We start from the raw sequence: 14,097 nt of genomic DNA, 5'->3' as shown, positions 1-14,097 counted from the left end.
CAACAAAGGAAAACTCAGTGAGTGCTCAGAACACCGCAGCGCCGCATGGCGCGAATGCCCGGCGCGGCCCCTTCCGCGTCGGAGACCGCGTCCAGCTGACCGACCAGAAGCGCCGGATCAACACCATCACCCTGGAGGACGGCGGAGAATTCCACACGCACCAGGGAGTGCTGGGACATGACGCGATCATCGGCGCCTTGGAAGGCAGCGTGATCGAAAACGTCGAGGGCGTGCGCTACCAGGTGCTGCGTCCGCTGGCGAAGGACTTCGTGCTGTCCATGCCGCGCGGCGCGGCCGTGGTCTACCCCAAGGATGCCGCGCAGATCATCCAGTTCGGCGACATCTTCCCGGGGGCGCGCGTGGTGGAGGCCGGCGTGGGTTCCGGCGCGCTGTCGATCTCGCTGTTGCGCGCGGTCGGCGACCAGGGCTACCTGCACTCCTACGAGCGCCGCGAAGAATTTGCGGATATCGCCCGCGGCAATATCTCCACGGTCTTCGGCGGTGAGCACCCGGCCTGGCATTTGTCCATCGGCGACTTCCAGGAGAAGGTGCTCGAGCTGGAGGAACCGGGCAGCGTGGACCGCGTGGTGCTGGACATGCTTTCGCCCTGGGAATGCCTGGACGCGGTAGCGACCGTGCTGGCTCCGGGCGGGGTGTGGACCAACTATGTGGCCACCGTGACCCAGATGTCCCGCGTGGTGGAGGCGATTCGCGCCTCGGGGCAGTTCACCGAGCCCGAATGCTTCGAAACCATGGTGCGCGGCTGGCACGTTGATGGCCTGGCGGTCCGCCCGGATCACCGCATGGTGGCGCACACCGCATTCTTGATCACCGCCCGCCGCCTGGCCGACGCCCAGGACGGCATCCCGAAGGCCAAGCGCATCAAGGAGCACGGCTACTCGGCCGAGGACCTGAACGCCTGGACACGGGAGCATGACAAGGAGCAGTGGACCGAAACCGCGCTTGGCGAACGCGGTATTTCGCCGAAGAAGCTGCGTCGTGCCGCCAAGGACGCCAACCGTCCGAACCGGATCCGCGAAGGCGAAAACGTCTCAGATACCGAGAACTAGCGTTTCAATATGTGAACTAAAGCCCCGGGAAATTCAATCCCGGGGCTTTACGTTCATAGGATGGACTCAGAACGACCCGCACAGCCAGCACCAGTAGCTGGCCACGCGTGGCGAACGGCGAGGTTTGGGAGAATACAACGTGAGCGAAAACAACGAGGCGCAACGCGTCGCCGAACGGCTTCAGATGACCGAACGCCAGGTCAACGTGCTGCGCGAGAAGAACCGCAACCTGGACAAGCAGCTTGCCGGGATCAGCGGAAACAACCAGCGCCTCGTGGCCCTGTTGGAGCAGACTCGCGAACAGATCATCAACCTCAAATCCGCGCTGGAAAAAGACGGCGATACCCCGTTCAGCCACGGCACCATCGTGGCCAAGCACCCACGCAAGCATCCCGAAGCAGGCCTGGGCATCGAAACCACCGCCGCGCAGGCGGTGGATGTGATCCACTCCGGACGCAAGATGCGTGTGGCCATCAGCCCGCTGCTGGATTTCGCCAAGCTGCACGTTGGCCAGCAGGTGCTGCTCAACGAGGCGCTGGTGGTCGTTGCGGGCCTGGGCTACGAGCAGTCCGGCGACCTGGTCACGATCAAGGAAATCCTCGAAGACCACCAGGCGGTGGTGATGGCGCGCGGCGATGACCAGCGAGTCATCGAATTCGCCGAGCCGCTGCGCGGGGAACACCTGCGCGTCGGGGACCAGCTCACCATCGATGCCCGCACCGGTCTGGCGGTCAACCGGGTGCAGCTGACCGATATGCAGTCGCTGGTGCTCGAAGAGGTGCCGGATATCGACTATTCCGATATCGGCGGCCTGAATTCGCAGATCGAAGCGATCCAAGACTCGGTGGAGCTGCCTTTTGCCCACCCCGAGCTCTACCGCGAACACGGGCTGAGCGCACCGAAAGGCATCCTGCTCTACGGCCCTCCGGGCTGCGGCAAGACGCTGATCGCCAAGGCCGTGGCCAATTCCCTGGCCCAGCGCGCCGCGGCCCGCAAGGGCACCGGCCAGGCGAGAAGCTACTTCCTGAATATCAAGGGTCCGGAACTGCTCGATAAGTATGTGGGCGAAACCGAACGGCATATCCGGCTGATTTTCGCCCGAGCCCGGGAGAAGGCGCTGCACGGGGACCCGGTGGTGGTGTTCTTCGACGAGATGGAATCCCTCTTCCGCACCCGCGGGTCCGGGCTGTCCTCGGATGTGGAAACCACCATCGTGCCGCAGCTGCTGGCCGAAATCGACGGGGTGGAACGCCTGGATAACGTGATCGTCATCGGCGCGTCCAACCGCGAGGACATGATCGACCCGGCGATCCTCCGCCCGGGACGCTTGGATGTGAAGATCAAGATCCGCCGCCCCGACGCGCGAGGGGCCAGCGAAATCTTCGGCAAATACCTGACCACCGAGCTGCCGCTGCACGAATCCGAGGTGGCCGCCGACTCCGGGGACGCCCAAGAGACCGTGGACCGGATGATCGCCGGCACCGTAGCGGCCATGTACTCCACCGAGCAGTTCAACGAATTCTTGGAGGTCACCTACGTCAACGGCCAGGTGGAGGTGCTCTACTTCAAGGACTTCTCCTCCGGCGCGGTCATCCACAATGTGGTGGACCGGGCCAAGAAGCACGCGATCAAGGCGCTGATCACCAGCGGGGAACGCGGGCTGAAGATGGAATACCTGCTGCGCGCGGTGCGCGAGGAATTCGCCGAGCACGAGGATATGCCAAATACCACCAACCCGGATGACTGGGCGCGGATCTCCGGGCGCAAGGGCGAGCGGATCAGCCACATCCGTTCGCTGGTCAAGGCGAAGGACGCCTTGTGAGCGCCCGGCGCCTGGTCGGTCTGGAAACCGAATACGGGATCATTCGACCCGCGATGCCGCAAGCCAACTCGACGGTGCTCTCGGCGCAGATCGTCGACGCCTACGCCCAGCTGGTGCGCGACTCCGGCACCGATGCCCGGGCCGCGCGCTGGGACTACTCCGATGAATCGCCGCTGGCCGACGCGCGCGGGCATGCGGTGGATCGCGCCCTTGCGCATCCGAGCCAGCTGACCGACTCCGAGCCCACGCTGGGGGACTGCGCGGTCTGGACGGCCGAATCGATCGCGCTGGACGGCAACGACGCCCGCGTCGGCGCCACGCTGTACCAGGAGAAGGACGCCACCGACGTGGTGATGAACATGGTGCTCGGCAACGGCGCGCGGCTCTACGTGGATCACGCGCACCCCGAATATTCCAGCCCCGAGGTCACCTCGCCGCGCGCGGCGGTGCTCTGGGACCATGCCGGGGACGAGGTGATGCGCCGGGCTGCGGCTAGCGCCGCAACGCTGGGCAGCGGCGAACTGCTGCTCTACAAGAACAACACGGACAACAAATCCGTCTCCTATGGTTCGCACGAAAACTATCTGGTGCCACGCGAGGTGGAATTCTCCGCGCTGGTCAGTGGGCTGACCGCCTTCTTCGCGACGCGGCAGATCTTCTGCGGCGCCGGACGCGTGGGCCGCGGCATGCTCGGGCGCGGCGCCGAATTCCAGATCTCCCAGCGCGCCGACTTCTTCGAGGCCGAGGTGGGCCTGGAAACCACCATCAACCGCCCGATCATCAATACCCGCGACGAACCGCACGCCAACTGGGACAAGTACCGCCGGCTGCACGTGATCATCGGGGACGCGAACCTCGGACAGATTTCCACGCTGCTGCGTGTGGGCACCACCAATCTGGTGCTCAGCCTCATCGAAGCGGGAATGTCCCCGAAGCTCGAGCTGGCGGACCCGGTGGCCGCGCTGCAGCAGATCAGCCACGACCCCACGCTGCGCGCCACGGTGGCGCTGCGCGGCGGCCGCAGTCTCACTGCAATTCAGATCCAGCGCAGCTACCTGGAGGCCGCCGAAAGCTTCTGCGCGCAGCGGGATCTGCAAGATCCGGATACCAACGAGATCCTTCGCCGCTGGCGCGACATCCTGGACACGCTCGAAAGGGATCCGCTGGAAGCGGCCGCGCAGGTCGATTGGGTGGCGAAGTACAAGCTGATGAAGTCCTTCACCGAACGGCACTCGGTGGGCTTCGACGATGCCCGGGTGGCCCTGATGGATCTGCAATGGGCGGATCTTCGCCTGGACAAGGGCCTGTACTACCGGATGGCTTCGCGGGGGCTGATCGAAACCATCTTCAGCCAAGCCGAAATCAACGCCGCGGTGGATCATCCGCCCGAGGATACCCGCGCCTACCTGCGCGGCATGACGCTGCAGCGCTATGCGTCATATGTGGTGGCCGCGAACTGGGACGCGCTGTCCTTCTCGGTGCCCGGCGCCCGCAAGGTCAGCCGATTCCACATGCCCGAACCGCTGGCCGGCAGCCGGGCGCAGGTGGGGGAGCTCTTCGACGCCGAACTGGAAATCGCCGAGTTCATCGAGCAGTTGGCACGACGGCGCTAAACGGCGCAGAATGAAAACCTGAGGCGCGCAAAAACGTGGCGTTTCGACAGACTTTAGGAGAAGACCATGACCCAGGAAAATTTCTCGGCTCGCCGCGAAACCCAAGCGCAAGCGCTCGAAGCCGAGCAGGTGCAGGCGAACACGACCGGCACCAGCGCAGGCGTCGATGACCTGCTCGATGAAATCGACTCGGTGCTCGAGTCGAATGCCGAAGAGTTCGTGCGTGGATTCGTCCAAAAGGGTGGCCAGTAACCCGCGGGTGCAGCAGGTAACCGTTGCCTATGGGCAACATCATTGAGGGGAAGTAACTTCTGGTGGATCGCAGAATCTTCGGTCTGGAGACCGAGTTTGGGCTGAATTACGTGCCGTCCGACGGGCGGCGGCTCACCCCGGAAGACGCGGCACGGCACCTTTTCCGGCCGGTCGTCGCCTGGGGGCGTAGCTCCAACGTGTTCCTGAACAACGGTTCGCGGCTCTATCTCGACGTCGGTTCCCATCCGGAATACGCCACCGCCGAATGCGATCAGCTCCTGCAGCTGATCGCCCATGACCGGGCTGGGGAGGCGGTGATGCTCGATTTGGTCGAGCAGGCCGAGGAGCAGCTGCTCGAAGAAGGCCACGAGGGCCGTTTGTTCCTGTTCAAGAACAATGTGGACTCGGCCGGCAACTCCTACGGCTGCCACGAGAACTACTTGATTCCACGCAAAATCGAGTTCAAGCGGCTCGCCGACATGCTCATTCCATTCTTGGTCACCCGCCAGCTGCTCTGCGGTGCCGGGCATCTGGTGCAGGTTCAGGACCAAACCAAATTTGTGTTCTCCCAGCGCGCGGACCATATGTGGGAGGGCGTCTCCTCGGCGACCACCCGTTCGAGGCCGATTATCAACACCCGCGACGAACCGCATGCCGATGCCGAATACCATCGCCGCCTGCATGTCATCGTGGGGGATTCCTCGATGAGCGAAACCACGCAGCTGCTGAAGATCGGGGCCACCGACCTGGTCTTGCGGCTGATCGAGTCGGGGGAGATCTACCATGATCTGCGCCTGGAAAATCCGATCCGCTCGATCCGCAGCATCTCCCATGAATTCACCGGCCAAACGGTGGTGCGTTTGATGTCCGGCGACGAGCCGACGGCCTTGCAATTGCAGTGGAAGATCCTGGAACTGGTCAAGGCGTTTGTGGCCCGCCATGGGGCACACCACGACCAGGTCGAACGGGTTCTCGAATTGTGGGAGCGGGTGCTCGTCGCCATCGAAAGCCAGGACTTCTCGCCGATCGACCAGGATATCGACTGGGCGATCAAGCACAAGCTGATCACCGGATATGCGAAGAAGAACGACTTGGCACTGGATTCGCCTCGGATCGCGCAGCTGAACCTGACCTATCACGACATCGACCCGAACCGCGGGCTCTTCCATCTGTTGCGCCGCCGCGGACTGGCCAGTTCGGTGCTTGATCCGGCGATGATCCACGACGCGGTGGAGAACCCGCCGGCCACCACCCGTGCGGCTCTGCGCAGCAAATTCATTCGCGCCGCGCGCGCCACCGGCCGGCGCTACTCAACCGACTGGGTCCATATGAAGTATGAGGAAGGCGAGGGCGGGGTCGTGTTGTGCAAGGATCCCTTTGCCACCTCTAATTCGGCGGTTGATGAGCTCATTGATGTGATGCGCCGCCCCGTATGACCAGCTGAAAACAAGTATTTTCACAGTAAATACCCCTAAGCTAGATGCAGATCGTCGCGCGCCCTTGCTTCGGCAAGATGCGTCAGCAGAACAAATAATTCTTATCGGAAAGAAGATTCGTGCGAAAAGTTTTGGCAGTATGTGCAACCGCGTCCGTCTTGGCCCTCGTCTCCTGTGGTTCGGGCTCCAGCTCCGTGAGCAAGGTCGAGGTGAAGCCAGCCGCAGACGAGCAGACCGCGCCCGAGGTTAATTTTAAGGCTCCGCTGCTTACCGAGAAGGAAGAGGCAGTCACCGTCGTCGAGGGTGATGGTCCCGATATCAAAGATGGCGACACCATCGACATCCAGTCGGGCCTCTACAAGACCATCGACGGGCAGCTGACCAACGAAAACTTCACCGGCGCCACCACGCAGATGCCGGTGGACGCCACGCTTAAAGAGCAGATGCCTGAACTCTATGAGACCCTGCTGACCTCGCAGGTCGGGGACTGGATCGCCTACGCGGCCATCGACGGAGTGCAGCAGCCCGACGGCAGCATCGCCGAGCCTGCCGAGGGCGCTCGCGCCGAACGCCTGATCGTCATCAAGATCGCCGACTCCGTCGGTGCCAGCAAGCCGCTGACCCAGGACGAGGTCAAGAAGCTGAAGGACGACGGGAAACTGCCAACCGTAAAGACCGGCAAGGGCGACCCGATCATCACCATCCCTAAGGACACCGAGGCACCCGAGGGCCTCGTAGTGGATGTCCTCGAAGAGGGCACCGGTCCGGAAGCCACCGAAACCGCCAGCGCCAACGTCCACTACCATGGCGTGCGTTGGGAAGACGGCAAGAAGTTCGACGGAAACTTCGGCGACGACAAGGGCTTTGACATGAAGATGTCCGGCGGCGTGATCGAGGGCTGGCTCGAAGGCCTGAAGGGCCTGAAGGAAGGCAGCAAGGTCTTGCTGACCATCCCGTCGAATATGGCCTACGGTGACGACGTTTCCTCCGGACGTCCAACCGGACCGCTGGTGTTCTACGTAGAATTAGACAAGGTAACCGAAAGCAAGTAACAGAAAGGCCGTAAACATGTCCTTTGGAGAACGTAATTACGACCGCACCAAGCCTGAAATCGACTTTCCAGGTACCGACGCGCCCACCGAGCTGGTCATCACCGACCTGATCGAGGGCGACGGCGCCGAGGTCACCCCGGGCACCACCGTCCAGGCGCACTATGTAGGCGTTTCTTGGTCCACGGGCGAAGAGTTCGACGCGTCCTGGAACCGTGGTTCGACCCTCGACTTCCCAGTGGGCGTCGGCATGGTCATCCAGGGTTGGGACCAGGGCCTGTTGGGCATGAAGGTCGGCGGTCGCCGCCGTCTGGAGATCCCGTCCGAGTTGGCCTACGGCGAACGCGGCGCACCGGGCGCCATCGCGCCGAACGAAGCCTTGATCTTCGTGGTTGACCTGATGGGCACCAAATAGTTCATTGAAGAAAGCCCCAAGAGTTGCGGACATTTTCGCAATTCTTGGGGCTTTCCTCGTCTTCAAAGTCTTGGATCAGCGTGGAAGTTCGTTAGGGTAGGCACGTGAGCACAAAGCAGAGTGACGGACCCAGCAAGGCGGAACGCCTGACAAGTCTCATCTACGCGTTGGCGACTACCGAACGGAAGTTCAATGCCGAACGCATCGGAGACTATCTGAACCCTGCTGGCAACCCGGAGGCCCGTGAAAAGGCCATCGAACGGTTGAAGGACGAGATCCGCAACGAGTTCGGGCTGCGGCTGATCTCCGAAAGCGTCGACGGGACGGCGTACTACCGAATCGATACCAGCGACTGGTTCTTGCCCGCAGTGAACTTCACCGTCGCCGAAACCGGGCTGATCGCCCTCGCGGCGAGCCTCTGGAAGGATTCGAAACTCCAAGCCCTCGCGCTCAGCGCCGCCGCGCGCATCACCGGCACGCAGAGCACCGAGCTGAGCATCGCACCCTATGCCGCGGCAATGCTCCCGCGGCTATCCATGGACGACCCAAATTTCAAGACCTGCGCGCTGGCGGTCTTCAACAGGAAAACGCTGAAGTTCGACTATCAGGACGCCCAGGGAAACACGAGCAAGCGTGTCGTGGATATGTGGGGGATCGGCCAACGATTCGGCAACTGGTACTTCACCGGCTGGGACCACTCGCGCGCCGCCCAGCGCGTTTTCAGGCTCAACCGCGTGCTGGGAAACTTTGCCACCCAGGTTCGCCGCGAGGGCGCCTCCCGCGGGGATTACCGGGCACGGCCAAAAGATTTTTCGATGACCCGGGTGCTGCAGGATTTTGACCTGCGCAACCCCGGGCATCTCGCGGTGGTGGAACTGCTCGACGAGCGGGCCACCCCGCTGCGGGCCCGGGCGATCAATGGGACGCGCAGCTCCGCGACGCTCAATATCGGATATGCCGACCGGCATTCCTTTGCGGCCGAGCTAGCCAGCTACGGGGCGTCCATCAGGGTTCTGGAACCAGCACCACTGGTTTCCCAGGTGGCCGCTATTCTCCGCCAGGCCCGTGCGGCGCAGGCCGATATTCCCACGCGCCCGGCGGTGCAGAGCGCAAAGTTCACGCCGCACCGCGCCATGGGACGAAGCTCAACCGCCCAGCAGGTGATGCGGAATATCGACATGATCCAGTTCGTGGTCGCCCAGGGCTCGGCGACCATCGGCGAGTTGAGCGAACGCTACTCGTTGACGCAGGCGAAGGTCCGCGACGAGCTGGCGATGATCATGATGTGCGGTGTGCCAAATGGCCAGCACGATGAACTGATCAACGTGAACGATGGCGATCTGGATTCGGACGTAGTCACCATCTCCAACGCGGCCCTGCTTGCCGAACCGCAAAAGCTTGCCCCGCTGGAAGCCGTGGCGGTGCTGGGCGGTTTGAACGCCCTGGGCAGCATCCCGGAATTTGAACACCGCGACGTGCTGCAGACCGCGTTGGAGAAGATCAATGCCGCGGTGGCACGCTTCGAGGGGTGGAATGGGGCGTTGGGCTTTGCCTTGACCCAGGTCCGCGAGCATGACACTCCGGGCCAGCTGATCCAGGCGCTGCGCAACGCCGAGGTCGTGGAAATCGACTACTATTCGGCGAATTCGCAAACCCACCAGTTGCGCGTCATTGAACCCTTGCGGATCATCGAAGACGGTCCGGTCCAGTACCTGCGTGCGTGGTGCCGTACCCGCGAGGCAATCCTCACCTTCCGGGTTGACCGCGTGCTCGAAGTCACGCTCACCGGGGAGCGCTTTGAACTCACCGAGCGCCATCGGGATGTCGAGAAGCTGGATTTCAGCTATTCGGCAAACAGCGATGATCTAGTAGTTGAATTTTTCGTGCATCAGGACGTTCTGCCGGTGATCGAGGCGTTCAACCCGGTAGCATGGTCTCAATCCAAGGTTGACTCGGGTCATCTCGCGAAAGTGCAGCTATCGGACCATCTCGTTGCGGCCCCTTGGGTGGCCCGCAACGGCGGTAAGATTGCTGTAGTCGCCCCTGACGCTACACGCGAACGCGTGACTAAGTGGTTGGACGACGCTATCAGAATGTATGAGGATTGATAGATGCTTCCTTGGTGGTTTTGGGTTCTCCTATGGACCGTCCTAGTCCTTGCAACGCTGCTCCTGGCGGTGTTTGCCGGCTTCCGTTTGTTCCGCCGCGGCATGGCCGTGCTCGGCAGCGCCTCGGACGCGGCTGACCATATTAGCGGCGAATTCGCCAAGCCCGGCAGCGTAGTTGACTACGCGCCGGTGGGGCGGCGGTACCCCCACGGAACCGATGCAACTCATGGCGATCCAGAGAAGATCTCCAAGAAGAGGCTGAAGGGCAAAGCCGAACGAATCGAGGCGCGACGTGTTAAGCGCGTGGCTCGTCGCAGTGATCGAGGACAGGCGCAAAACATGCGCGATCTGAATCTGTTCTGACGTAGACTTAAGTTTGAGAGAAGGGAACCAACATGTTTGGTGGTTTACAGGGATGGCATTTGGTCATCATTATCGTTTTGGCATTGCTGCTCTTCGGTGCGCCGAAGCTTCCGGGTTTGGCGCGCTCAATGGGTCAGTCACTGCGTATTTTCAAGTCTGAGGTTCGTCAGATGAAAGACGATGACAAGCCGGAAACCGTTGACGGGACCGTGAATGAACCGAATCCCGACGAAAAGAACAATTCGTAGACCTTTTCAGTGGTAAATAGCAAAGATAAGGCACCGCGGTCCAAGAAAAAGACGCGGTCCAAAGACGCCGAGGGGCGGATGTCCCTCAAAGACCACCTGATCGAAGCGCGCAATCGGCTTTTCAAGTCGTTGATCGCCCTGGCGATCGGTACCGTGGCAGGGTTCTTCCTCTACGACGAACTGCTCGCGCTGCTCATCGAACCGGTGAAGGCAGCCGGGGGATCGGTGAACTTCACCGCGGTAATGTCTCCTTTCGACATTCTGCTGAAGGTCGCGATCTTCGTTGGCATAGTCGCTTCCTCCCCGGTCTGGATCTACCAGATCTGGGCCTTTATCGTGCCCGGATTGAAAAAGAAGGAACGCCGCCTGGGCTATTCCTTCGCCGCCGCAGCCGCACCCTTGTTCCTCGGTGGCGTGGCCATGGCCTACTTCGTGCTTCCTTTTGCATTGCAGTTCTTTATCGGGCTGGCTCCGGAGAATTCCGAAACTCTGTTCACCATTGATACCTACCTGCCATTTATCTTCCGCTTGTTGCTCGCCTTCGGCCTGGCCATGCTGGTACCGGTCTTGATGGTGGGTTTGAACATGGTAGGAGTGCTGCATTCAAAGGTCATTCTCAAGAACTGGCGGATTACCGTCTTCCTCATCGCCCTCGTGGCAGCCATGGCGGCACCCGGCGGCGACGCGATCACCATGTTCGCGCTAGCTGGACCGCTCTTCCTGACCTTCGCAGCGGCCACGCTGTTCTGCTTCCTGAACGACAAGAAGCGGGCCAAGAAGCAGGCGGCACAAGATGCGGCAAACGAGAATATGGCGGACGGGACCGCCTCATCGATCGATGAACCAAGTACCGAGGTCTAGCACCAATAGCTAAGTGTTTCGGAACGGCGATCCCGTTCCAGAAAGTGAACGGCCGATAGTGACTTCACCCGCGGAGCGATACGCGAATTCCAAGGAACGACAGGTCGAAAGCGGCACCTATTTGCCCGACTTCCGTGCCAGCGTGTCCTTCAACCTCGACGAATTCCAGTCCCAAGCCTGCCAGTCGGTGGCCAACGGCCATAGCGTGCTGGTCGCCGCGCCCACCGGTGCGGGCAAGACGGTAGTCGGTGAATTCGCTATCTATCAGGCGATTCACGAGCACCGCAAGGCCTTCTACACCACCCCGATCAAGGCGTTGAGCAACCAGAAGTATTCCGAACTGGTCAAACGCTACGGGCCGGAGCAGGTCGGGCTGCTCACCGGCGACACCTCGATCAACAGCGAAGCCCAAGTGGTGGTCATGACCACCGAAGTGCTGCGCAATATGCTCTATGCGGACTCCCGCACGCTGGACGGGCTGGGCTACGTGATCATGGATGAGGTCCATTACCTCGCCGATAAGTTCCGTGGCGCGGTGTGGGAAGAAGTCATCATCCACCTGCCCTCGAACGTACAGACAATTTCCTTGTCGGCCACCGTATCCAACGCCGAGGAATTCGGTGGTTGGCTGGACACCGTGCGCGGGCAGACCGACATCATCGTCTCCGAGCATCGCCCCGTCCCGCTCTTTCAGCACGTGATGGTCGGCCCTGAGCTCGTGGATCTCTTCGCCGAAGACGTCGCCTTTGACCGGGCGGCGGACGAAGATGCCAAGATCAGCGTCAACCCCGAATTGCGCAAGCTGGTTCGCAGCAACCGTCCGGCCGGACGCCCCCAGCGTGGCGGACGGGGTCCGCAACGCGGCCGTGCCCAAGGACCGGGCCAGAGCCGCCGGGTCAGCCGCCGCGACGTGATCTCCCGGTTGGATAAGGCCGAACTGCTGCCGGCGATCTTCTTCATCTTCTCCCGCAAGGGCTGCGACATGGCCCTGCAGCAGTGCGTCTCGGCGGATCTGCGGCTCACTACGAACGAGGAAGCCGCGCAGATCGCCGAGGTGCTGGATGAGGTCGCCTACCGGATACCCGGTGAGGACCTCGATGTGCTCGAATTCTGGTCCTGGCGCGACGGACTGCTGCGCGGGATCGCCTCGCACCATGCAGGCCTTCTGCCGATCTTCAAAGAAATTGTGGAAGACCTTTTCGCCCGAAATCTGATCAAGGTGGTCTTCGCGACCGAAACGCTGGCCTTGGGTGTTAATATGCCGGCCCGTTCGGTGGTGCTGGAAAAGCTGGTGAAATTCAACGGCGAATCCCATGTGCAGATCTCCTCGGGGGAGTACACCCAGCTCACCGGGCGCGCAGGTCGCCGCGGCATCGATGTTGAGGGCCACTCGATCGTGCTGTGGAATCCGGATATCGAACCGGAAGCCTTGGCCGGGTTGGCCTCCCGGCGTACCTACCCGCTGAACTCTTCCTTCCGCCCGACCTACAACATGTCCACCAACCTGCTGGCGCAGTTCGGACGCGAACAGACCCGCCAGATCCTGGAGTCGTCTTTCGCGCAGTATCAGGCGGACCGTTCGGTGGTCGGCATGGCGCGGCAGGTGCGTTCGCGCGAGGAGTCGTTGGCCGGCTACGAGAAGTCCATGGAATGCCATCTGGGGGACTTCCGCGAATATCTGAAACTCCAACGCGACCTTTCCGAAGCCGAAAAGCGGGCGGCCAAGAACCGCAAGAACCTGCGCCGCTCGGCCGCAGAAAATTCCCTGCAGTCGGTGATCCGCGGCGATGTCGTGGATCTGCCCGGCGGACGACGATTCGGGCGGGCGGTCATTGTCGCCCTGGACGAGTCGCTGTACAACCCGCGCCACACGGTACTGACCGAAGAAGGCCAACTGCGCCGGCTCTCCGTCGATGACCTCAACGGTCCGATAGAGATCATCTCCCGCATCCGGATCCCCAAGGGGTTCACCGGAAAGAGCCCGAAGGAACGCCGGGATCTGGCCACCGCCCTGCGCAATGCGATCGCCGATGAACGCCCTCCGCGACAGGACGCCCAGAGCTTCAATTTTGACGGTGCGGACTCCGTCGAACGCGAGAGCGACAAGCTGCGCCTGGCCATGAAGGACCACCCCTGCCACGCCTGCTCCGACCGGGACGCGCATATGCGCTGGGCCGATAGGTACTGGAAGCTGAAGAAGGACACGGACAAGGCACGCCGCGCGATCCGCGGGCGCACCAATACGATCGCCACCGAGTTCGACAAGGTCTGCAAGGTCCTCGAGCGGTTCGACTACCTGATTCCCAGCAATGACGGCGAAGACTACGAAATTACCGCCTCGGGCCGTCGGCTGCGTCGCATCTACGGCGAACGCGACCTGTTGACCAGCCAAGTCCTGGAAACCGGCAAGCTCAACGGGCTGCACCCCGAAGAGCTCTGCGCGGTGGTTGCGGCGCTGGTCTACCAGGGACGCCGTGACTACGACAGGCCCGACCCGAAGATGCCCACCGACCGGGTCGGCGATATCTGGACCCAGACGATCAATATCTGGGGCACGCTCTCGGACGCCGAGGAGGCACTGGGGTTGAACCCCACCGCACCGCCCGAGGCCGGACTGATCTGGCCCATGTACAAGTGGTCGCGCGGCGCTTCGCTCAACAGCGCACTGCGCGGGGGAGATATGGCCCCGGGCGACTTTGTGCGCTGGGCCAAGCAGGTGATCGACACCCTGGACCAGTTCGGCAAAAACACCGACCTGCCGGTGGAGCTGGTCAGGTCCGCACGCCAGGCAGTTGACCTGGTCAAGCGTGGGGTCATCGCCTATTCGAACGTCCTTGATTAATCGCAGCCGGTTTGAGAA

The 14,097-nt window shown here is 62.1% G+C and carries 12 protein-coding genes; all 12 read left to right on the top strand.

The features are described 5' to 3' along the window. The first annotated feature begins 17 nt into the window (after window positions 1–17). Entirely contained in the window at window positions 18–1,070 is a 1,053-nt protein-coding gene (locus ACT3TP_RS02130; RefSeq protein ID WP_255248365.1) for a tRNA (adenine-N1)-methyltransferase, read from the top strand. 184 nt (window positions 1,071–1,254) lie between these two features. Beyond that, a complete protein-coding gene (gene arc / locus ACT3TP_RS02125) occupies window positions 1,255–2,892 on the top strand; it encodes a proteasome ATPase (RefSeq protein WP_105569272.1) in 1,638 nt (545 codons plus the stop codon). After that, window positions 2,889–4,505, top strand: coding sequence for a depupylase/deamidase Dop (gene dop / locus ACT3TP_RS02120; protein WP_444619028.1), 1,617 nt, complete (start codon window positions 2,889–2,891; stop codon window positions 4,503–4,505). Before arc ends, dop begins: the two co-directional genes overlap by 4 nt. Before the next feature lie 66 nt (window positions 4,506–4,571). Further along, complete coding sequence (locus tag ACT3TP_RS02115; RefSeq protein ID WP_096284431.1) at window positions 4,572–4,757, top strand: ubiquitin-like protein Pup; 186 nt, start codon at window positions 4,572–4,574, stop codon at window positions 4,755–4,757. 62 nt (window positions 4,758–4,819) lie between these two features. Then, a complete protein-coding gene (gene pafA / locus ACT3TP_RS02110) occupies window positions 4,820–6,193 on the top strand; it encodes a Pup--protein ligase (protein ID WP_444616945.1) in 1,374 nt (457 codons plus the stop codon). 194 nt (window positions 6,194–6,387) lie between these two features. Further along, window positions 6,388–7,245, top strand: coding sequence for an FKBP-type peptidyl-prolyl cis-trans isomerase (locus ACT3TP_RS02105; protein ID WP_146113322.1), 858 nt, complete (start codon window positions 6,388–6,390; stop codon window positions 7,243–7,245). A gap of 16 nt (window positions 7,246–7,261) precedes the next feature. Continuing rightward, complete coding sequence (locus tag ACT3TP_RS02100) at window positions 7,262–7,657, top strand: FKBP-type peptidyl-prolyl cis-trans isomerase (RefSeq protein WP_096284437.1); 396 nt, start codon at window positions 7,262–7,264, stop codon at window positions 7,655–7,657. A gap of 104 nt (window positions 7,658–7,761) precedes the next feature. After that, window positions 7,762–9,765: a helix-turn-helix transcriptional regulator gene (locus ACT3TP_RS02095; protein ID WP_444619025.1), complete on the top strand. Its 2,004-nt coding sequence runs from the start codon at window positions 7,762–7,764 to the stop codon at window positions 9,763–9,765. A 3-nt stretch (window positions 9,766–9,768) separates the two neighbouring features. Continuing rightward, on the top strand, window positions 9,769–10,128 hold the full coding sequence (locus ACT3TP_RS02090) for a hypothetical protein (protein WP_096284441.1): 360 nt from the start codon (window positions 9,769–9,771) through the stop codon (window positions 10,126–10,128). A 32-nt stretch (window positions 10,129–10,160) separates the two neighbouring features. Continuing rightward, complete coding sequence (gene tatA, locus ACT3TP_RS02085) at window positions 10,161–10,376, top strand: Sec-independent protein translocase subunit TatA (protein WP_096284442.1); 216 nt, start codon at window positions 10,161–10,163, stop codon at window positions 10,374–10,376. A gap of 9 nt (window positions 10,377–10,385) precedes the next feature. Beyond that, window positions 10,386–11,237 carry a twin-arginine translocase subunit TatC gene (gene tatC, locus ACT3TP_RS02080; protein WP_105569070.1) on the top strand — a complete coding sequence of 284 codons (852 nt, stop codon included), beginning with the start codon at window positions 10,386–10,388 and terminating at the stop codon, window positions 11,235–11,237. 58 nt (window positions 11,238–11,295) lie between these two features. After that, window positions 11,296–14,079: a DEAD/DEAH box helicase gene (locus ACT3TP_RS02075; protein WP_444619023.1), complete on the top strand. Its 2,784-nt coding sequence runs from the start codon at window positions 11,296–11,298 to the stop codon at window positions 14,077–14,079. Window positions 14,080–14,097 lie beyond the last annotated feature (18 nt).

Source organism: Glutamicibacter sp. AOP38-B1-38 (genome assembly GCF_052377485.1).
GTDB lineage: Bacteria > Actinomycetota > Actinomycetes > Actinomycetales > Micrococcaceae > Glutamicibacter.
The sequence above is the reverse complement of the archived record's forward strand: the minus strand, read 5'-3'. Positions and strand labels throughout refer to the sequence as shown.

Coding starts and splice junctions, on each gene's coding strand:
- arc (WP_105569272.1), top strand. CDS start 1,255: ATGACCGAACGCCAGGTCAACGTGCTGCGCGAGAAGAACCGCAACCTG.
- ACT3TP_RS02115 (WP_096284431.1), top strand. CDS start 4,572: ATGACCCAGGAAAATTTCTCGGCTCGCCGCGAAACCCAAGCGCAAGCG.
- ACT3TP_RS02100 (WP_096284437.1), top strand. CDS start 7,262: ATGTCCTTTGGAGAACGTAATTACGACCGCACCAAGCCTGAAATCGAC.
- ACT3TP_RS02090 (WP_096284441.1), top strand. CDS start 9,769: ATGCTTCCTTGGTGGTTTTGGGTTCTCCTATGGACCGTCCTAGTCCTT.
- tatA (WP_096284442.1), top strand. CDS start 10,161: ATGTTTGGTGGTTTACAGGGATGGCATTTGGTCATCATTATCGTTTTG.